The sequence below is a fragment of the Micromonospora sp. CNZ286 genome (genome assembly GCF_014207755.1).
The window spans coordinates 6,872,968-6,891,061 of the sequence record NZ_JACHIZ010000001.1; the positions used below are offsets into that span (position 1 = coordinate 6,872,968).

Sequence of the window (18,094 nt, forward strand, 5' to 3'; positions counted from 1 at the left end):
AGTCAACCATCTGGATGGCTGAGGGGGAAATCGGGGGACGGAGGGGGGCCGAATTGTGATCCGGAGGGGTGCCTGTTCGGCGGTCGGCGAACTCGGCACATAGTACGTGATTCCCCGGAACATTGCACGTGCCCGTCATACCCTGACTACGCTCTGAAATGTCATGACTACTCCGGAAAGCGACGCGAGTGCGGCCAAATCGGGGCGGGGCGGGCGGATCGACGCGCTCGCCGTGCTCAGCTTCGTGCTGCTCGCGTTCTGGGTCACCGCCCGGCTCTGGGTCGATCCGCGCAATGGCGTCCGGGACAATCGGACAGATCAGGCGCAATTCGAATGGATGATGGCGCATGGTGCTCGCGTCGTCACTGATTTCGCCTATCCGTTCACCTCGGACCGGATGAATGTGCCGGATGTCGTCAATCTCATGGCTAATACGTCCGTATTATCCGTTTCATTGCCGCTGACCCCGATAACGCTCTGGGCAGGCCCGCGCTGGTCCCTTCTGATTTTCCTCACTCTCGGGCTCGCCGCCACCGGCGTGTCCTGGTATTTCCTGCTCTCCCGAGTTGTCGTGAAGTCCCGCGGTCCGGCCTGGCTGGGTGCCGCCTTCTGCGCGTTCGCGCCGGCGATGATCTCGCACGCCAACTCGCACCCCAACATCGTCAGCCAGTACGTGGTGCCGCTGATCATCTGGCGGACGCTGCGCCTGGCCGAACCCGGCCGGTGGCTGCGCAACGGCGTCCTGCTCGGCCTGGTGATCGTCTGGCAGGCGTTCCTCAACCTGGAGATCCTGCTGATGACCGCCATCGGGCTCGGCGTGGTGGTGCTCGCGCTGGCGCTCGGCCGTCCCGCGCTGCGCTCGGCGGCCCGCCCGTTCGCCGCCGGGCTCGGGGTCGCCGCGACGGTCGCCGGGGCGCTGCTCGCGTACCCGCTCTGGGTGCAGTTCTTCGGCCCCGGCGCGTACAGCGGGCTCTCCACGCTGATCCGGGGCTACTCCACCGACCTCGCCGCGTACGTGGCCTGGTCGCGGGAGTCGGTGGCGGGCGACGCCCGGGGCAGCGAACCGCTCGTGAAGAACGCCACCGAGGAGAACGCGTTCTTCGGCTGGCCGCTGGTGATCCTGGTGATCGCGCTGGTCTGGTGGCTGCGCCGCAACGCCGTGGTGCTCGGGCTGGCAGCGGTCGGGCTCGTGTTCGTACTCTTCTCGCTCGGCCGGGAGATCCGCTACGACGGGCGGGACACCGGCATCCCCGGCCCCTGGGCCGCGCTGGAGAACCTGCCGGTCCTGCACTCGGTGGTGCCCACCCGCTGGTCGCTCGCGCTCACCCCGATCATCGGCGTGCTGCTCGCGTTCGGTGCCGACCGGGCCCGGCGGCTCGCCGTACGGCACCCGGACGCGCGCGACCAGATCCGGTTCGCCACCGTCACAGTGCTCGCCATGGCGCTGCTGCCGATCCTGCCCACCCCGCTGCCCGCGAAGCGCCTCGATCCGACTCCGACGTTCGTCACCTCCGGTGCCTGGCGTCCCTACGTCGCCGGCGGGCGGAGCATCGTCACGCTGCCGCTGCCCGACACCACGTACGCGGTCCCGCTGCGCTGGTCCGCCGAGACCCGGCTGGACATGCCGCTGGCCCGCGGCTACTTCCTCTATCCGGACACCCGCCCAGGCGGGGACCGGATCGCCCTCTTCACCGCGCCGCCGCGTCCCACCAGCACGTTCTTCGAGACGGTACGGCGCACCGACGCGGTCCCGCCGATCACGCCGCAGGACCGGGTGGCCGCCGTGGACGACCTGCGCTACTGGCGGGCCGGCGCGGTGCTCCTCGACCCCCGGCTGCCGCAGGCCGACGCGCTGCGCCGGGCGATGACGGAGCTGAGCGGGATCACGCCGAGGCGTACCGGCGGGGTGTGGTTGTGGGACGTCCGGCCGCTGGTCGAGTGAGCGGTCAGCCCTGGCGGACGCAGCAGCCCTGGCACACCTTGGGCCGGGGCAGCGTGAACGCCAGGCAGCAGGTGCGCCGCTGCACAGTCGGCTCGCCGGCCGGGCCGGGCACCAGTTCGACCAGGTCGCTCAGGTCGAGCGCGTCCAGCAGCGTGCCGACGGCCGCCGTGGCCGAGCCGGGCAGCGCGTCCGACGCGCGCAGGATGCCGTGGGCGATGCCGGAGGCCACCGAGCCGAGCAGCGTACGGGTGCCGATCCGGACCTCGCCCTGGATGGCGCCGATCAGCGGGGCGAAGTGGGCGTCGAGCAGGGACGCGCGCAGCGCGCCGAGCAGCGCCGCCTCGTCCGGGACCACCAGTACGCCCGGAGCGCCGGCGAGGGCCAGCGGGTCGCTCGGCAGCACCGCCACCGGGGTGGAGGCGCGCAGCCCCAGCGTGAGGAGCTGGTGGTGGTCCTCGAAGTGCACGAGCACGTCGGCCGGGTCGAGCAGCGGCACCCGGCGGGCGGACGCCCAGCCGAGCACCGCGGGTAGCGCGGTCCAGTAGCTGTAGGACTTCCAGGCCAGCGCGGCGCACGCGTGCGGGGTGCCGCCCCAGCGGCGGCCGGCGGCGGTCAGGAACTCGGACAGCAGCGTGCCGTCGATCAGCCGGGTGGCCGGGGACCAGCGGTCCAGCTCGTCGTGGACCAGCAGGCCGGGTGCGAGCCCGGGCAGGTCGTCGGTGCCGAACATGGCGCGCAGGGTCGCTGTCACAGGGGCGAGCGGGGTGGCGGCGTCGCGCCCCGGCATCACCGCAGTCACCTGGCCGTCCCCTGTCCTGTCGCCCTGCGGTCGGCGCGTGCCGTCGACCCAAGCTAAGGCTAGCCTAACCACCTTCCCGGCGGGAGGGGAAGTGGTGCCGCGGTATCGCGGGGAGGTCCCCGTCACTCCACGGCCGTGGCGTACTACCCGGCCTCGGAGACGAAAAACGCCGCCGGAGAACCGGCGGCAGACGGCGTAAGGATCGACGTACGCCGCTGAAAAGTCAAGGTGAGTGTCGAATACGAGGCAGTTTCCGTACACGTTCGGCCACTCAACGTGAAAATGGTCTTCCCGCGTACGAGGAAGCTGATGACGACCTCACCGATCGAGCGTGCCGCGGACTCGTTCGCGGCCGAACTCGCCCGGCACCGGACCGGCCGAGGGCTGTCCAAGAAGCAACTGGCCACGATGATGGGCTTCGACCCGTCCTACGTCAGTCACGTCGAAGGGCGCCGGCACCGGCCCACCGAGGACTTCGCCCGCCGGGCCGAGGCCGTCCTGGAGGCCAGCGGCGCGATCTGGCAGCGCTTCCGGGAGTACGACGAGCTGCGGCACGGCCGGACCGGCGCCGCGCACCGCGACCCGCCCGTGCCCGGCCAGTGGCTGCCCCCGGGGACCGGCCTCGTGGTGGAACGGGAGATGGCCACGCTCACCCACACCGGGGACGGCTACCACTGCGCGATCCGGCGGGAGCTGTACAACGCGGGCACCGAACCGGTCACCCGCTACCTGGTCCGGGTCGCCGTCGACCGCTACCCCAACGACCCGGGCCGCTCCAACCGGCACCACCGGGAACACCCGCTGACCTTCGCCGAGCTGCAGCTCACCGCGTACCGGGACGACGGCAACGGACGCGAGCCGATGCACTGGCGGGCCAAACACGACCGGGACGCGTTCAAGGAGATCTGGCTGCTGTTCGAGAACGACGAGGGACGCTTCCCGCTCTACCCCGGCGACCGGGTCACCATCGAGTACGCGTACCGCGTCGGCCGGGACAAGTGGGGCCCCTGGTTCCAACGGGCCGTACGCCTGCCCACCCGGCACCTGGCGGTGCGGCTCGACCTGCCCGCGGACCTCGACCCCAAGGTGTGGGGCGCGGAGACCTCGCTGTCGGCGGAGGAGGGGCCGCTGCGTACCCCGATCCAGCGTTCGGCGGACGGCGGCCGGGTGGTCTTCGACTGGGGGACCGACGACCCGCCGCTGAACGCCCGCTACCGGATGCAGTGGCGGTTCCGCAGCCCCGAGCCGGACGCCGAACCGGACAGCGCGCCCACCGGCGGCGCCCGGGTACGGGCCAGCGACCGGATGCGGGCCGTGGGCATCGTGCAGCGCGGCGACGACCTGCTGCGGCAGCGGGCCCGCCAGTTCGACCTGCCGGCCGACGAACAGCACGCCCGGCAGGTGATCGACCGGCTCGCCGCGATGCTGGTCCGCCTGGACGAGCTGCACCCGTTCAGCAAGGGCGTCGGCCTCGCCGCGCCCCAGCTCGGCATCGGCTGGTCAGCGGCGCTCGTGCGCCCGGCCGACCGGGCGGCCGACCCGGTGGTGCTGCTCAACCCCCGGGTGGTGGACGCCGCCACCGAGACCGACGAGCAGTACGAGGGCTGCCTGTCCTTCTTCGACCACCGCGGCCTGGTGCCCCGGCCGCTGCGCATCGACGTTGAGCACGCCCTGTGGGACGGCAGCCGGGTGATCACGTCCTACGAGTACGCGATGGCGCGGCTGGTCGCACACGAGATCGACCACCTGGAGGGGCGGCTCTACGTCGACCGGATGGCACCCGGCGTGCCGCTCGTGCCCGTGGAGGAGTACCGCGAGACCGGCACCCCCTGGCGTTACTGAGAAACGGGGGGCCGGGTCGCGTGCCCCAGGGGGCGGGGGCACGCGACCCGGCTCGGGGGGAGCAAGGTTCAGAGGTTGCCGAACGTGTCGTACCGGATGTGGTCGGGCGGGACGTCGTCGGCGGCGAGCGCCCGCAGGGTGGCCCGGACCATGGCGGCCGAGCCGGAGACGTAGCAGTCGTGCGTGGTCCACGGGCCGTACCGGGTGACCACCTCGGAGACGTCACCGAGTTCGCCGCCGAAGTCCGGGTCCTCGCTGCACGCCGGCGTCACCGACAACCACGGGTGGGACGCGACGAGGTCCTCCAGGCCGGGCAGCCCGTACAGCTCGTCCGGGCGGCGCGCGCCGTAGAAGACGTGCACCCAGCGGGTCCGGTTGACCCGGGTCAGCTCCTCCACCAGCGCCTTGATCGGCGCCAGGCCGACCCCGCCGGCCACGCAGAGGACGTCCCGGGTGGACTCCGGGTCCAGCGTCATCGAACCCATCGGCGCGGCCACCCGCAGCAGGTCACCCGGCTTGGTACGGCGCACCAGCGCGCCGGACACCCAACCGGCCGCACCCGGTGGCGTCCGGACGTGGAACTCCAGCACGTTCTCCTCGTTCGGCGCGTTCGCCACCGAGTACGTCCGCCACACCCGCGGGTGGTAGCGCGGCACCTCCACGCTCACGTACTGGCCGGCCCGCCACGGCAGCGGATCCTGGAGCGCGCGGACGGTCAGCACCGCCGTGTCCGGGCCGTGCCGCTCGTGCGTCAGCACCTCGGCGTGCCAGTACTGCGGGTTCTCGTCCGCCTCCGCGCCGGCCAGCATCCGCTCGCTGATGCCGGCGTACGCCTCCCGCCACGCCTGGTCGTACTCCAGGTTCCAGCCGTCCCCGGCGGTGCTGCGCAGCGCGTCGAGCAGCGCGACGCCCATCGTCGCGTAGTGCTCGGCCGACACGTGGTACTTGCGGTGGTCGCGGCCCAGCGCGCGCAGGTACTCGTCGAAGCTCTCCGGGTCGCCCACCGTCTGGGTCGCAGTGACGATGGCCTCCAGGATGCGGTCCCCCTGGCCGTTCATCTGCACCGGGAAGAGTTTGCGCAGCTCCGGGTCGAGGAGGAACAGCCGGGCGTAGAAGTGACCGCTGAGCCGCTCCCGGTGCTCCTCGACCAGGGTCCAGCTCTCCTTCAGCAGCCGCGCGAAGTTCTCCACAGGGGCACGCTCCTTCTCCGTACGGGCGGATCGGCCCGCATAGAATGTCCACGGAGCGTGTACGCCGGTCGCACAGGCTGTGCGACCGTCCGGCCCGGTCGCCGAAGTGCTTTCATGGTCCGGTGACGGTTGACGAGCTGGCCCGTCCGGTCTCCCGCCGGATGCTGGGCACCGAGACGCTGCTCGTGCTCGGTCTGTCCCTCGGCCAGTCGGCCGTGTACGCGCTCGTCTCGCTGATCGCGAAGCTGACCGCGACCGGCGGACTGTCCAAGCAGACCGCCGCGCTGAACACCTCCGCGTCGGCCCGGCCGTACCTCGACCTCACGTACCAGCTGCTCGGGATCGTCTTCGCGCTGCTGCCGGTACTGCTCGCCGTACACCTGCTGGCGCGCGACCCCGGCGACCCGGCACGGACGCTCGGCGTCGACTTCCGTCGGCCCGCCTCCGACCTGGCCCGGGGCGCGGGCCTGACCGCGCTCATCGGCCTGCCCGGGCTGGCGCTGTTCTGGGCGGCGGCGCAGCTCGGGCTCAACGCCACGCTGGTCCCGGCCGCGCTGCCGGACCTCTGGTGGACGGTGCCGGTGCTGATCCTCGCCGCCGTGCAGAACGCCGTGCTGGAGGAGGTGATCGTGGTCGGCTACCTGATCACCCGGCTGCGGCAGCTCAACTGGCGGATCGGCGCGGTGCTCGCCACGAGTGCGCTGCTGCGCGGCTCGTACCACCTCTACCAGGGCTTCGGCGCGTTCGTCGGCAACGCCGTCATGGGCGTGATCTTCGGGCTGTTCTACCTGCGTACCCGCCGGGTCGCCCCGCTGATCGTCGCGCACACGCTGCTCGACATCTTCGCGTTCGTCGGCTACGCGATGCTGCCGAAGTCCTGGTTCGACTGGCTCTGACCGCGCCGGCTCGCCGAACTGGTGCCGATCACGCCCGATACCGGGCGACCGCCCGCGCGGCCACCCGCTCGGCCGTCGCCGTACCGCCGGTCGCGGCCGCCAGCGCCGCCGCGCCCGGCAGCAACCGGGCGGCCAACCGCAGCCCGAGCCAGCCACCCGCCTGCGCGGCCACCGGCGTCGCCAGCCGCCAGGCCGCCTCCACCACGCGCCCCCACGGACCCTCCGCCGGAGCATCAGCCGCCCGAGCCGCCGCCAGCGCCGCCCGCGCGGTGCCGTCGTCCGGGTGCACCAACGTGAGCACCAGCAGCTCGGCCGCCCGATCCGGATGCGCCGGATCCCGCCCGTACGCCGCTGCCAGATGCAGCACCAGGTTCGCCTGCGTCCACAGCACCGTCGCCAGCTCCGCGACCGGCGCGAACAGCCCGGCGCCCGCCGCGAGCGCCCCACCCGTACCGGCCATCCGGACGAACCGCCGCGTCGCCAGCCGAGCCACCCCGTCGGCGTCCGCCTCCGGGTAGGCCCGCCGGACCTGCTCCACCCAGGCCGCGGCCCGCGGCCCGAGCGCGTCGACCGCCGCCAGGGCCAGCAGCTCCGGCGCGAACCCGGGGTGGTCGCGCAGCTGCGGCCCCACCGCCCGCCAGCCCTCCATCGGGGTACGCGCGACGTCGGGTTGTGCGGGTGCCCGCTCGACGACCGTGCCGTGCGTCGGCTCGTCGGACTGCTCCGCGTGGGGTGTCGTGGTGTCGGCGGCGGCTGGACTCGCCGTTGCCGGGATCGCCATCGCCGCCGACGGGGCGGCTTTCGTGGTCCGGCGGGTCCGTCCGGGCGAAGGTGCGGTGACGGGACGCTCCGCCGTGACCGGCTCGGTGCTGTCGGGCTGCCGTTCGGTGGGTGTGGGCTCCGTCGTGCTGATCGCCGTCTCCTGCTTCGGAGGCGACGCCTTCCGAGTGGCCTTCTTGACCGCCGGCGCAGCCTTCTTCACAACTGGGGCCGCTTTCTTCGCGACCGGGGCGGCCTTCTTGGCGGCGGGAGCGCGGCGCGCCCGTTTCGGTGTTTCCTCCCCGGCCGGTGGGGAGACCGGCCCGGCCGGAGGCTCGGTGGCTTGCTGCTGCTCTGCTGTGACGGGCCTCTCATCGGCCGGGAGCGTGCCCTCCCCGGCGCTCGGCGACGGCTCTGCGGCAGTCGTGCCCGAGGGAGTCGTGGACGTCCCCGAGGCGATCTGCTCTTTCGGCGGCGTACCCGGGCCGTCGACCGAAGCCTTCGGAGCGGCGTGCTCGCCGGGCGTACCCGGATCGGCCGGCGAACGGTCGGCGGCCGGGCGCGGGCGCGGCGCCGGCGATGCGTCGGCGGCCGGCGTCGGCGGCTGGAAGACGACAGTGGGCGCCGCCCGGCGCGGACGCCGGGGCGGCGGTGTGTCGCTCGTCGCGTTCTCCGCGGCGGGCTCCGGTGTCGGTGGGTTGAACGTCGGTCGTGGGGAGCGGCTCCGCCGGGCCTTGGGGGCGGGCTCGCGACGGGGCGGATCGCTCGGCGGCTGCTCCTGCATATCGATGGAGCGTAGCCGTGGGCGTGATCTGGCACACGACGAAAACGCGGTCGGAGCGGCCGGTCCGATAGTCGCTTTGCCCCGGGCGGGTACGGACCTGTATCCTCGGGCGCGGTGACCTCGTGGGTCACCAGGGAGACTTCGCCTAGTCTGGTCTATGGCGCCGCACTGCTAATGCGGTTGGGGTCTTAAAGCCCCTCCCGGGTTCGAATCCCGGAGTCTCCGCGCGAAAGCCGGTTGTGTAGACTGGCCGAGCACCAGGCGCCCGTAGCTCAACGGATAGAGCATCTGACTACGGATCAGAAGGTTAGGGGTTCGAGTCCCTTCGGGCGCACAGTACAGGGAGAAGCCCCCGACCAGCCGAAATGGCGAGGTCGGGGGCTTTCTCGTATCCGTCTTCGGCGAGTTCGGCGCGGCTGTGGGAGCCACGGTGGGATCTACTGGCCCCTCGCTGATGCGCGACGGTGAACAGCCGGGCACGGGCCTCGTCGAGGGATTCCGGCACGTCGTCCAGGTACGTACTTCCGGAAAACTTCCGGAAAATCGTTGACGTGTTCGAAACGCCGCTGCGATACTCCGAGCGCCGGCAACATCAATCTCTGTCGATTAAAGCCATGCGTCGTCAGGTGTCACCCGTCCCGAGGAGGACCTGCGCATGTACGCCAGCATCGGCGGCTTCCGCCGCCCGTCCACCCCCCGAACATCGCGTCTCACCGTCCGGTTGGCAGTGCTCGCCTCCACCGTGGCGCTGATTGCCGCCGGTCTCGCGGTCGCCGCCACTCCGTCCAGCGCCGCCGTCTGCAACGGGTACGTCGGCCTCACCTTCGACGACGGGCCGACCGGCAGCACCAGCGCACTGCTGTCCGTGCTGCGCGCGAACGGCGTACGGGCGACCATGTTCAACGTCGGGCAGAACGTGCAGAGCAACCAGTCCGCCGCGCGGGCCCAGGTCGACGCGGGCATGTGGGTGGCCAACCACAGTTGGAACCACGCGCACATGACCTCGATGAGCCAGAGCCAGATGCAGTCGGACCTCTCCCAGACCAACTCGGCGATCCAGTCGGCGACCGGCGTGCGGCCGCAGTTGTTCCGCCCGCCCTACGGGGAGACCAACTCGACCCTCCAGTCGGTCGCCTCGTCGCTCGGCCTGCGCCAGGTGATCTGGGACGTCGACTCCCAGGACTGGAACGGCGCCAGCGTCGGCCAGATCGTCTCCAACGCCGGCCGCCTCCAGGCCGGCCAGGTGATCCTGATGCACGACGGCATTCAGAACACCCGCGACGCGATTCCGCAGATCATGGCCAACCTGAGCAGCCGCAACCTCTGTCCGGGCATGATCTCACCGAGCACCGGCCGAGCGGTGGCCCCGGACGGCACTCCGCCGCCGACCACTCCGCCGCCGACCGGCACGCCGACCACTCCGCCTCCCAGCGGCGGGTGCACAGCGACGGCGACGACCCCCAACGTCTGGGGTGACCGGTACAACACCTCGGTGACGGTTCAGGGGGCCGGCAACTGGACCGTGGTCGTGGCTCTGACCCCGCCGCAGCGGGTCTCCACCACCTGGAACGGCTCCCCCAGTTGGGACAGCACCGGTTACGTGATGACTATGCGGTCCAACGGCAGCGGCAACACCTTCGGCTTCACCACGATGATGAACGGCAACAGCAGCGCCAGACCCCAGATCCGCTCCTGCACCACGGGCTGATCCCGGTGGCCCGCGCCAGGCCACCGAAAACGGCTCAGGTGGGTGTGGCCGACCAGGTGCCCCTACGGTGAACTCCAGCTGACCCTGGACCGTAGGGGCACCCCGGCGCTCAGTGTCCGATCGCTGTCGCCTCCAACTCCACCAGCACGTCGGGCTCGAAGAGGTGGTCGACGCCGATCAGCGACGCCGGCGGAAGCGGCTGCGGCAGCCCGAGTTCCTCGGCGACCGACTCGACCCCGGCCATGAACGGCCCGATCTTCTCGGGCGTCCAGTCGGTGACGTAGAAGGTCAACCGGACCACGTCCTCGAACGACGAGTCTGCGCCGGCGAGGGCGCGGCCGGTGTTGCGCAGCACCTGTGCGACCTGACCGGCCAGGTCTCCGGTGGCGACGGGTGAGCCGTCGTCCAGTCGTGCCACCTGGCCGCTGACGTGGATGTGGCGCGACCCGGTGGCGACTGCCACGTGGTGGTACGGCGTGTGCGGCTGAAGACCGGCAGGGCTGAGACGGGTGACTGACATGTGGGCTCCTCCACTGGGCAACTGAGGTTTACCATTGATACCTAGTTGACGGAGGACACTTCAAGGAGACCTGGTTTCATGAGCGATACCGCCACCCCCGGTGCCGAGCTGCGCATCGACGCACCGCACCGCGAGCTGCTCGATCAGGTGCTGGACAAGTGGTCGCTGAGCGTCCTGAACGAGCTGTGCGAGCGTCCGTGCCGCTTCAACGAGCTGCGCCGCGCGATCCCGGCGGTGACGCAGAAGTCGCTGACGGCGACCCTGCGACGACTGGAACGCAACGGCATCGTGGAACGGCACGTCGTGGCGACGCGCCCGGTCGCTGTCGAGTATCGGATCACCCCGCTGGGCAAGACGCTGCGTGCGCCGGTCGACGTGCTGCTCGAATGGGCCGACGCCCACATGGCGCAGATCGAGGACGCCCGACGGGCATTCGACGACGAGGTGGAGTGACCACCGGGGCGGCACCGCACGGTCCGCCCCGGCGTCGCGTGTCACTCGCAGACAGTGCCGTCGTTGTCCCGGTCGATGTACCAGTAGTACTCAGGATCCTTGCCCTGCCTGTACGGGCCGTACCCGTTCGCGTTCGCCTCCTTGCAGGTGCCGAAGCGCGGGTCGTTGCCGCCGCCCGAACTGCCGCCGCCGGTGCTTCCGCCGCCGGAGTCGCCGTTGCCGCCATCCGGCTCACAGGCCTCGCCGTCGAGGTCACGATCCAGCCCGGTCCGGTACCCCGGCTGGCCGCGCAGCAGCGGCGCCTTGCCGGCTGCGCGTACGGCATCGCAGTTCTTGTAGTAGACGGCGGGCTTCGTGGTCTTGCGCGGGGTCGGCTTCGACGCGGGCTTCGCGGTGGTCGGCGCGGCCGTGGTGGGTGACGGCGACGGCTCGGGCGACACGGTGCTGACCTCGGGCGCGGGGGCCGTGGTGGTGGGTGCCGCCACGGTCGGCACCTCCTGGGCGACAGCCTTCTCCGGTGCCTTGTCCGGTTCGGTGGCGGGGCCGGCGGCGATGCCGATGCCGAGCAGCCCGCCGCAGCAGGTGAGGACCGCGACGCCGCTGACGAGGAGCAGCTTGATCGCCGCGGGCTGGCGGCTCCACCACGACGGCCGTGGCGGTGGCGCGAACGGCATGCCGGGCTGATGAGGCGGTGGAGGCGGCGGGCCCTGCCCGTGCCACGGGTTCGGGGGAGGGATTTCGGTCACAGCGGGCAGTGTGGAGCGATGTGTCCGCACGGGAGTGTCGCTGAGCCGACAGACCGGCCCTTACCGGCGCGATAAGCGACGAAGTGGTGGGCAGCTGCCGGAATACCGGCATCGATGCGGCGGATGATCGGACTCGGCCCCTCGCCGAACGGCCGACGGCGAGGGGCGCAGTGGATCAGGCGTACGGCCGGGCCGTGAGCCGTCCCGCCGCCGCCAGCCGCTCGACGGCGGCCCGGTGGGGAACCGCGTGACTCGTACGACCGCCCACACCGGTGGTGGTGACGGCGGTGAACAGCGAGTTGAGCAGCGCCTCCTCCACCGCGTCCAGCACGGCGGCGAAGACCGGATCGATCGCGCCGTCCGGGATCGGCGGCTGGTCCGACGTGGTGAACGCGATCGCGTAGTCGCCGCTCGTGGTGCTGAAGGACGCACCCACCCGGGCCATCGCGAACACCGCCCGGCGGGCGAGCCGCCGGAGCTGGCGCGCGTCCAGCGGTACGTCGGTCGCCACCACGATCATGCACGAGTTGCCGGGTGGTTCGGTCCGGTCGGCGGCCGGGACCAGCTCGTCGACCGGTAGCGGCACGCCGAGTGCGGTGAGGACGCCGCCGAAGTTGGACTGGACCAGCGCGCCGACCGTCCGCGTGCCGCCGTCGGTCCAGACCGTGCGGGACGAGGTGCCGATGCCCGCCTTGTAACCCAGGGCGGTGGTGCCCGCGCCGGCCCCGACACAGCCCTCGGCGGGAAGCCCGTCGGTCGCCCCCGCGACGGCCGCCAGGACGTGTTCCTCGGTGATCGGGCGGCGGCGGATGTCCGACAGGTGCCCGTCGTTCGTCTCACCGACCAGCGGGTTGAACGACAGCCCGTCCGGCCGGCGCTCCATCAGGTGCCCGAGCAGCGCGTCCGCCGCCCGGAACACCGACAGCGTGGCGGTCAGCACGACCGGGGACTCCAGTACGCCGAGCTCGTCCACCTGGGTCGAGCCGACGAGCTTTCCGTGGCCGTTGCCGGTGTACACCGCCGCGGGCAGCGTCCACCGTCCGGGGCCGAGCCCGCTCGGCACGATCGCTGTCACGCCGGTGTGCAGGTCGGCGCCGTCGTCGACGGTGGTGTGACCCACCAGGACGCCGGGGACATCGGTGATCGCGTTGTGCGGCCCGGTGGGCAGCGACCCGACGACGATCCCCAGGTCGCGGGCGCGCCGGCCAGGCCGGCTCAGGAGGCCGCCGCCCGGATCGCCTGCACGATGCCGGTCGGGGAGTAGTCGTCGGGGACGCCCTCGACCAGGATGATGTCGCCCTCGATGTGCCGCGAGCGCAGCGGCGCGATCTCCTGGTAGGCGGGCGAGTCCCACCACGCCCGCGCCTCGGCGATGCCCGGGAAGCCGAGCATCACGACGGCTCCGGGCCAGTTGCCCTCCTTCACCTCGTGCGGCGTGGCGTGCACGAGGAAGCGGCCGCCGTGCGGGGCGAGGGTGCCGGGGAGCCGCTCGATGTATTCGGCGATGTCCGGGTGAGGGGCGGCGTCCTGGAGGTGAGCGATGGCGTACGCGGGCATGGTGTCCTTCCGGCCGTCGAACTCCGAACGCCGATCCTGACACAGCGGTCAGCACGCTTTCTCGCCCATTTCGGTGAACTCGTCGAGCGGGACCGTTCGCAGCACCTCCCCGCTGTCGTCGAAGTCGGTGACCAGGACCGAACCCGGCCGCAGCTCGGCCAGTTCGGCGATCCGGAAGTCCACGCCCTCGGTGCGGAAGCTGTTGTCGTGGGTGGCGCCGGAGACCCGGAACGCCGCCTGCCCGTCGGCCACCGGCCCGGGCGGGAAACCCTCAAGGGGTACGAGGGCAGGCGCTGCGGCGTCGCGAGGCACGTCGTACTTCCGCCTCGGCCAGTACGGCCGCTCCGGTGTGGGCGCACCGGGCGAGGCGGACTCCGCCACGGAGGTGAGCACCACGAGGTCGGGCGGCCGGTCCGCGCACCAGGCGAGCGCCGCGTGCGGCCGGCCGTGGGCGTCCACTGTGAGGCCGGTGACGCCCTTCACCTCCGGCGTACAGGAGGTCAGTCCGGCCAGCACGATCAGGGCGGCGGCCGGTGCCGCGACGGCCCGGCGTGTCCTCGTACCCCTTCGTGCGGCCATGCTCCGACGGTGACAGTGCCGTGTCACCCCGCGATCCGCGTTCGGTTGCGGCCTGGTGACGATGGTGCGCGCTCAGGCCCCGGAAGCCACGGCCGCGACGGCGGCGTGCGGGCGGTGGGCGTCGTTCAGGCGCGTCAGACGCTCGACCTCCGCGAACCCCGCCTGCCGCAGCCGGGCGGAGAACTCGTCCACCGGCCAGCGGTACGCGGTGGCGACCTTGTGCTCGAAGGCACCCACCTCGTCACCGACGAAGATGCCGGCCACGAGCGGTCCACCCGGCACGATCGCGCGGCGGAACTCCGCCAGCACGCCGTCGAGGTCCGGTGGCGGGAGGTGGATCAGTGAGTACCAGGCGAGGATGCCGGCGACGGAGTGGTCGGGGACGGCGAGGTCGTCCAGTGACCCGAGCCGGTATGCGCAGTCCGGATGCGTCGCCCGCGCGTGCGCGACGAACTCGGGAACCATGTCGATCCCGGTGGCGTCGACGCCCAGCGAACGGAGGTGGTCGGTGAGGTGGCCCGGTCCGCATCCCAGGTCGAGCACCGGGCCGGTCCGGACGGTCAGGTGGCGGCCGATGAGGGCGAGGTCGTCCGCGTGGACGTGGCCGGTGGTGCCGAACAGTTCGATGTAGAGCGGCGCGATCGCGCCGTACGCCTGCCGTACCCGTGTGTGGTCCACCCGTCGATCATAGAGGTCGGTACGCCTTGGCCGCATTTACCAGATGAATGAGATGAATGAATGGAAAAGTCGTCGCAAAGCCGCCGCCCGGTGAGGAATCGATAGCTTTCCGTCACTGAAGTTTCTATCCTTGAAGAATCCGATCGCCAGCAGCGGAAGGGGCGGCATGCCGCGCCGTTCGAGCCTCAGCTATCGAGATGCGTTACGACTGCTGGCCCCGGGCAGCGCGCGCATCACCGAGACCGACAAGGTCGTCAGCGCGGGGATCCTGGGCGCTGGCGCCCTCTCCCACGGTACGGCGCTCGCGCTGCTCGGCCCGAAGAACGCGCTCATGCAGCTCGTCCGGGACGCCACCGGAAACCAGGCCGGGCGCATCCGGGCAACCGGCGGTAAATCGTATTACGAGCTGCTGGAGGCCAGCCATACCGTGCTGGCCCTCTCCGCGTTCTTCGACGGTTTCCGCGACGAGGTCGGGCCGGGTTTCGACAGGCTGGAACTGACCGACGAGGAGAAGGTCGGCATGGTGCCGGCCGAGCGGCGGCACCACACGCTTCCGCAGGAGATCGACGGCGGCTACTTCCCGCTGCCCTCCTCCGTGCACGGCATGGACGACACCCGGCGGGACGTCGAGGCCGCGTACGTCAAGCTCTACGACGCCACCATCGCCTTCTGCGAGGGTCTCGCCGCCTGGCCGTCGGTGCGGCGCGGGCTCGACCTCACGTCGATGCGCTCCCGCGTGGTGGGCCGGGCCATGTGGCACTACGAGGACCGCTTCGACCGGCTCGCCGCGGACCTCCCCGAGTTCGGGTTCCGGATGATCCGGCAGGCGATCGAGCACAACCTGATCGACAACCGGAAGCTCACCACCGAGGTCTCGGCCCGGCTGGACGCGCTGGCGCAGCTCTACCGCAACCTGGACGAGCTGTCCGGTCCGGTGGCCGCCGACCGGCCCGACCTGCTCCGCGAGTCGCTCGACCGGCTCACCGGGTCGCTGGCGGCGGTGTTCCGGCAGCCGCTGCTGCGGATCAAGGACGTCGACTTCCACCTGCGGCTGCCGAACGTGGACAGCGGGTTCATCAGCCCCGACTTCCGGGCCGCCGAGTACGGCAAGCACACGTCACCGGAGCGGGAGCACTGGTGGGAGGACCAGCCGCGCCGGGGTGACCTCGTCGGGTTCCTCTCCGAGTATCTGACCGACCCGGCGAGCCTGCACCGTCCGCTGCTGCTCCTCGGCCAGCCGGGCGCCGGCAAGACGCTGCTGACCCGGGTGATCGCGGCCCGGCTGCCGGCGAGCCGGTTCACCGCGATAGTGGTGCCGCTGCGCCGGATGTCCGGGGACACGTCGCCGACCGAGCAGATCGAGGCCGCGATCGAGCAGGTGATGGACGAGCGCATCCGCTGGGCGGACCTGCGCCGGGCCACCCAGCACACCACCGTCGTGGTGATCTTCGACGGGTTCGACGAACTCGTCCAGGTCACCGGCACGGCCCACTCCCAGTACATCGACCGGGTGGCCGAGTTCCAGGAGACCCAGTGGGATCTGGGCTACTCGGTCATCCCGATCATCACGTCGCGGATCCTGGTGATGGACCGCGCCAGCGTGCCGCAGGGCACAGTGCTGGTCCGGCTGGAGGATCTGACCGACGCCCAGGTGACGGCCTGGCTGACCGCCGTGAACGCGGCGAACGAGGACCGGCCAGGCTACCGCCGGCTGTCCGCCCGGGAGCTGCTGTCCCACGGCGAGCTGGCCCGTCAGCCGTTGCTGCTCACGCTGCTGGCGATCTACTACAACGAGCACTGGGCCGACCGCCGTCCCGGCGCCGCCATCTCCCGATCCGACCTGTTCACCGGCCTGCTCACCGCGTTCATCAGGCGGCAGGTGAGCGAGAAGGCACCGACCGCCCTCGCGAACCACGAGCGGGAGGCCCGCGAACACCAGCTCCGGCGCGACCTGGCGATCACCGCGTTCGCCATGTTCAACCGCAACCGGGAACTGGTGAACCGGGCCGCGCTCCGTCTCGACCTGGACTGCTTCGGCTCCGGGCCCGGAGACGGCTCGCGCTTCGAACTCGGCGACGTGCTCGGCCCGGAACAGCTGGTCACCGCCGCGTTCTTCGTGGTGTACGGCCCGGACGACGTGCAGGGCGAGGACGCCCGGCGCACGTACGAGTTCCTGCACACCACGATCGGCGACTTCCTGATCGCCGAGTACGTCATCGGGGCGCTGCGGAGCCTGGCCGTGCTGCGCCGGCACACCCGCAGCCCGGCCGGCTTCGGCTACCAGCTGGACACCGGCCAGTTCCGGGCGCTGCTCTCCCACCAGCCGCTGGTGAAGCGCGAGGCGGTGGTCGGTTTCGCCCGTGAGCTCGCCTCCCGCCACCCGGAGGAGCTGGACGGGATCGTGGAGACCATCGCCGGCCTGCTGGCCGAGGCCCGGCAGCGGACCAACCTGGCCGGCGTGGACGGCTACCGGCCCGCGCCGTACGACCCGGTGCGGCTGCTCGCCGCGTACACCGCCAACCTGGTCGCCCTCGCCGCGCTGGTCTCACCGGACGGCGTACGCCACACCGATCTGATGGACGAGGCGACCTGGGTGTCGACAGTCCGGCTGTGGCGGGCGGGACTGGACGAGAAGGGCCAGCTCGCGATGATCAGCTGGCTCGGCCGGGACGCCGACGGCCGGATCATCGCCGAGCGGCGGCGCGAAGGCCGGGGCGAGACGGTGAACGTGGCGGCCGAGGAGGCGCGGCTGCTCGGCGACATCACCACCTACGGCCAGTTGCAGGCGGGCGCGCGGACGTGGCGCGGCCAGCAGCCGGACAGCTTCGAGGCCGGCCGGTTCCACGCCGACCTGGTGTCGCTGGCCACCCGCCGCTGGCCGGTGCCGTCCCTGCACCAGCTCATCCTGTACGACGAGCGCAGCTACCGGCGCCTGTGGGCGCGCGCCGTCGAGTCACCGGAGGCGGTGTCCAGCACGAGCGCCACTGTCCTGCTGGAATGCCTCGCCGAGGACGGCGCGCAGTTGCCCCGCGAGGTGGTGTGCGGGCTGACCCGGGTGGCGTTGAGCCGGCTGCCCGACTCGCCGACCGCGCCGCCCGAACTGATCATCTCGTGCCCGTACCTGATCGACGAGTTCCCGGAGCTGGTCGACTCGCTCGGCACGACCGACGACCACGCGGTGCTGCACGCGCTCATCCTGCGGCACGGGCTCCACCGGCTGCCGCAGCGGTACGTGCCCCGGGTCCGCCGGGTGCTCGCCGACATCGAGGACCGGCTCGCGGAGCTGCCGCTGGAGGACGGCGTGGTGTCGGCCGAGATGGCCGAGCAGTTCGCCGCCGCCCGGGTCGACAACCGCACCGCGCTGTGGCTGCTGATGGCGTTGAGCGAGTACGCCGAACTGGCCTGGCCGAAGATCCCGCCGAAGACGATGCACGCCCTGCTCGCGCACCGGCTGCCGGACGAGTTCCTCGACGAGGCGAGCCTGTGCCGGCTGCTCCTGGACTACCTGCGGGCCTACGACCGGGTGCCGGCCGAGGTCTCGCTGGCATCAGCCCTCGACACGCTGCGCGTCCTCGCAGCATCCGACCAGTCCGATCACACCGGGCGGACCGGCCAGATCCCGGCCGCCGGGGCGGTCTGAC

At 71.7% G+C, this 18,094-nt stretch carries 15 protein-coding genes and 2 tRNA genes; 8 read left to right on the forward strand and 9 right to left on the reverse strand.

Annotated elements, in window-relative coordinates:
- Positions 1 to 163: 163 nt before the first annotated feature.
- Complete coding sequence (locus FHX31_RS31020; RefSeq protein WP_184977637.1) at positions 164 to 1,942, forward strand: DUF6311 domain-containing protein; 1,779 nt, start codon at positions 164 to 166, stop codon at positions 1,940 to 1,942.
- Positions 1,943 to 1,946: 4 nt separating this feature from the next.
- On the opposite strand, the gene FHX31_RS31025 is transcribed toward FHX31_RS31020, so the two are convergent.
- Positions 1,947 to 2,729: a hypothetical protein gene (locus FHX31_RS31025; RefSeq protein ID WP_184977882.1), complete on the reverse strand. Its 783-nt coding sequence runs from the start codon at positions 2,727 to 2,729 to the stop codon at positions 1,947 to 1,949.
- A 321-nt stretch (positions 2,730 to 3,050) separates the two neighbouring features.
- Between FHX31_RS31025 and FHX31_RS31030 the strand changes: the two genes are divergently transcribed.
- Positions 3,051 to 4,583, forward strand: coding sequence for a peptide deformylase (locus tag FHX31_RS31030; protein WP_030272626.1), 1,533 nt, complete (start codon positions 3,051 to 3,053; stop codon positions 4,581 to 4,583).
- A 68-nt stretch (positions 4,584 to 4,651) separates the two neighbouring features.
- Here the strand turns inward: FHX31_RS31030 and FHX31_RS31035 are convergent, their stop codons facing one another.
- Positions 4,652 to 5,773: a globin domain-containing protein gene (locus tag FHX31_RS31035; protein ID WP_184977638.1), complete on the reverse strand. Its 1,122-nt coding sequence runs from the start codon at positions 5,771 to 5,773 to the stop codon at positions 4,652 to 4,654.
- A gap of 122 nt (positions 5,774 to 5,895) precedes the next feature.
- On the opposite strand from FHX31_RS31035, the gene FHX31_RS31040 reads away from it, so the two are divergent.
- The gene (locus FHX31_RS31040; protein WP_013477452.1) at positions 5,896 to 6,669 is read left to right on the forward strand and encodes a CPBP family intramembrane glutamic endopeptidase; all 774 of its coding nucleotides are present in this window, start codon (positions 5,896 to 5,898) and stop codon (positions 6,667 to 6,669) included.
- Between the two features lie 28 nt (positions 6,670 to 6,697).
- Here FHX31_RS31040 and FHX31_RS31045 read toward each other — a convergent pair whose 3' ends face one another.
- Positions 6,698 to 7,450 carry a hypothetical protein gene (locus tag FHX31_RS31045; RefSeq protein ID WP_356957292.1) on the reverse strand — a complete coding sequence of 251 codons (753 nt, stop codon included), beginning with the start codon at positions 7,448 to 7,450 and terminating at the stop codon, positions 6,698 to 6,700.
- A gap of 896 nt (positions 7,451 to 8,346) precedes the next feature.
- On the opposite strand from FHX31_RS31045, the gene FHX31_RS31050 reads away from it, so the two are divergent.
- The 3 genes from FHX31_RS31050 (at position 8,347) to FHX31_RS31060 (ending at position 9,920) form a co-directional block, all read left to right on the forward strand.
- Positions 8,347 to 8,437, forward strand: a tRNA-Ser gene (locus tag FHX31_RS31050).
- Between the two features lie 36 nt (positions 8,438 to 8,473).
- A tRNA-Arg gene (locus tag FHX31_RS31055) sits at positions 8,474 to 8,546 on the forward strand.
- A gap of 321 nt (positions 8,547 to 8,867) precedes the next feature.
- Positions 8,868 to 9,920, forward strand: a complete 1,053-nt coding sequence (locus tag FHX31_RS31060) for a polysaccharide deacetylase family protein (protein ID WP_184977640.1) — start codon at positions 8,868 to 8,870, stop codon at positions 9,918 to 9,920.
- A 109-nt stretch (positions 9,921 to 10,029) separates the two neighbouring features.
- On the opposite strand, the gene FHX31_RS31065 is transcribed toward FHX31_RS31060, so the two are convergent.
- Positions 10,030 to 10,440, reverse strand: a complete 411-nt coding sequence (locus FHX31_RS31065; RefSeq protein WP_184977641.1) for a RidA family protein — start codon at positions 10,438 to 10,440, stop codon at positions 10,030 to 10,032.
- Between the two features lie 78 nt (positions 10,441 to 10,518).
- Between FHX31_RS31065 and FHX31_RS31070 the strand changes: the two genes are divergently transcribed.
- The gene (locus FHX31_RS31070) at positions 10,519 to 10,893 is read left to right on the forward strand and encodes a winged helix-turn-helix transcriptional regulator (RefSeq protein WP_013477431.1); all 375 of its coding nucleotides are present in this window, start codon (positions 10,519 to 10,521) and stop codon (positions 10,891 to 10,893) included.
- Positions 10,894 to 10,934: 41 nt separating this feature from the next.
- On the opposite strand, the gene FHX31_RS31075 is transcribed toward FHX31_RS31070, so the two are convergent.
- The 5 genes from FHX31_RS31075 to FHX31_RS31095 all read right to left on the reverse strand — a co-directional run bounded on the left by FHX31_RS31075 (position 10,935) and on the right by FHX31_RS31095 (position 14,489).
- Positions 10,935 to 11,567, reverse strand: coding sequence for an excalibur calcium-binding domain-containing protein (locus FHX31_RS31075; RefSeq protein WP_030272620.1), 633 nt, complete (start codon positions 11,565 to 11,567; stop codon positions 10,935 to 10,937).
- Between the two features lie 247 nt (positions 11,568 to 11,814).
- Positions 11,815 to 12,858 (reverse strand): P1 family peptidase, encoded by a 1,044-nt coding sequence (locus FHX31_RS31080; protein ID WP_174361829.1) that lies wholly within the window; start codon positions 12,856 to 12,858, stop codon positions 11,815 to 11,817.
- Entirely contained in the window at positions 12,855 to 13,196 is a 342-nt protein-coding gene (locus FHX31_RS31085; protein ID WP_013289101.1) for a DUF1330 domain-containing protein, read from the reverse strand. Before FHX31_RS31085 ends, FHX31_RS31080 begins: the two co-directional genes overlap by 4 nt.
- Before the next feature lie 48 nt (positions 13,197 to 13,244).
- Positions 13,245 to 13,775, reverse strand: coding sequence for a response regulator (locus FHX31_RS31090; RefSeq protein ID WP_013289100.1), 531 nt, complete (start codon positions 13,773 to 13,775; stop codon positions 13,245 to 13,247).
- Between the two features lie 72 nt (positions 13,776 to 13,847).
- On the reverse strand, positions 13,848 to 14,489 hold the full coding sequence (locus FHX31_RS31095) for a class I SAM-dependent DNA methyltransferase (protein ID WP_151011758.1): 642 nt from the start codon (positions 14,487 to 14,489) through the stop codon (positions 13,848 to 13,850).
- A 130-nt stretch (positions 14,490 to 14,619) separates the two neighbouring features.
- Here FHX31_RS31095 and FHX31_RS31100 point away from each other — a divergent pair, with 130 nt between their 5' ends.
- Positions 14,620 to 18,093, forward strand: a complete 3,474-nt coding sequence (locus FHX31_RS31100) for an NACHT domain-containing protein (RefSeq protein ID WP_013289098.1) — start codon at positions 14,620 to 14,622, stop codon at positions 18,091 to 18,093.
- Position 18,094 lies beyond the last annotated feature (1 nt).

Bases quoted from the DNA above. Each gene is read 5' to 3' on its own strand.
- FHX31_RS31020 (WP_184977637.1), top strand. From the start codon at position 164: ATGACTACTCCGGAAAGCGACGCGAGTGCGGCCAAATCGGGGCGGGGC.
- FHX31_RS31025 (WP_184977882.1), bottom strand. From the start codon at position 2,729: ATGCCGGGGCGCGACGCCGCCACCCCGCTCGCCCCTGTGACAGCGACC.
- FHX31_RS31030 (WP_030272626.1), top strand. From the start codon at position 3,051: ATGACGACCTCACCGATCGAGCGTGCCGCGGACTCGTTCGCGGCCGAA.
- FHX31_RS31045 (WP_356957292.1), bottom strand. From the start codon at position 7,450: ATGGCGATCCCGGCAACGGCGAGTCCAGCCGCCGCCGACACCACGACA.
- FHX31_RS31060 (WP_184977640.1), top strand. From the start codon at position 8,868: ATGTACGCCAGCATCGGCGGCTTCCGCCGCCCGTCCACCCCCCGAACA.
- FHX31_RS31065 (WP_184977641.1), bottom strand. From the start codon at position 10,440: ATGTCAGTCACCCGTCTCAGCCCTGCCGGTCTTCAGCCGCACACGCCG.
- FHX31_RS31070 (WP_013477431.1), top strand. From the start codon at position 10,519: ATGAGCGATACCGCCACCCCCGGTGCCGAGCTGCGCATCGACGCACCG.
- FHX31_RS31075 (WP_030272620.1), bottom strand. From the start codon at position 11,567: ATGCCGTTCGCGCCACCGCCACGGCCGTCGTGGTGGAGCCGCCAGCCC.
- FHX31_RS31085 (WP_013289101.1), bottom strand. From the start codon at position 13,196: ATGCCCGCGTACGCCATCGCTCACCTCCAGGACGCCGCCCCTCACCCG.
- FHX31_RS31090 (WP_013289100.1), bottom strand. From the start codon at position 13,775: ATGGCCGCACGAAGGGGTACGAGGACACGCCGGGCCGTCGCGGCACCG.
- FHX31_RS31095 (WP_151011758.1), bottom strand. From the start codon at position 14,489: ATGCGGCCAAGGCGTACCGACCTCTATGATCGACGGGTGGACCACACA.
- FHX31_RS31100 (WP_013289098.1), top strand. From the start codon at position 14,620: ATGCCGCGCCGTTCGAGCCTCAGCTATCGAGATGCGTTACGACTGCTG.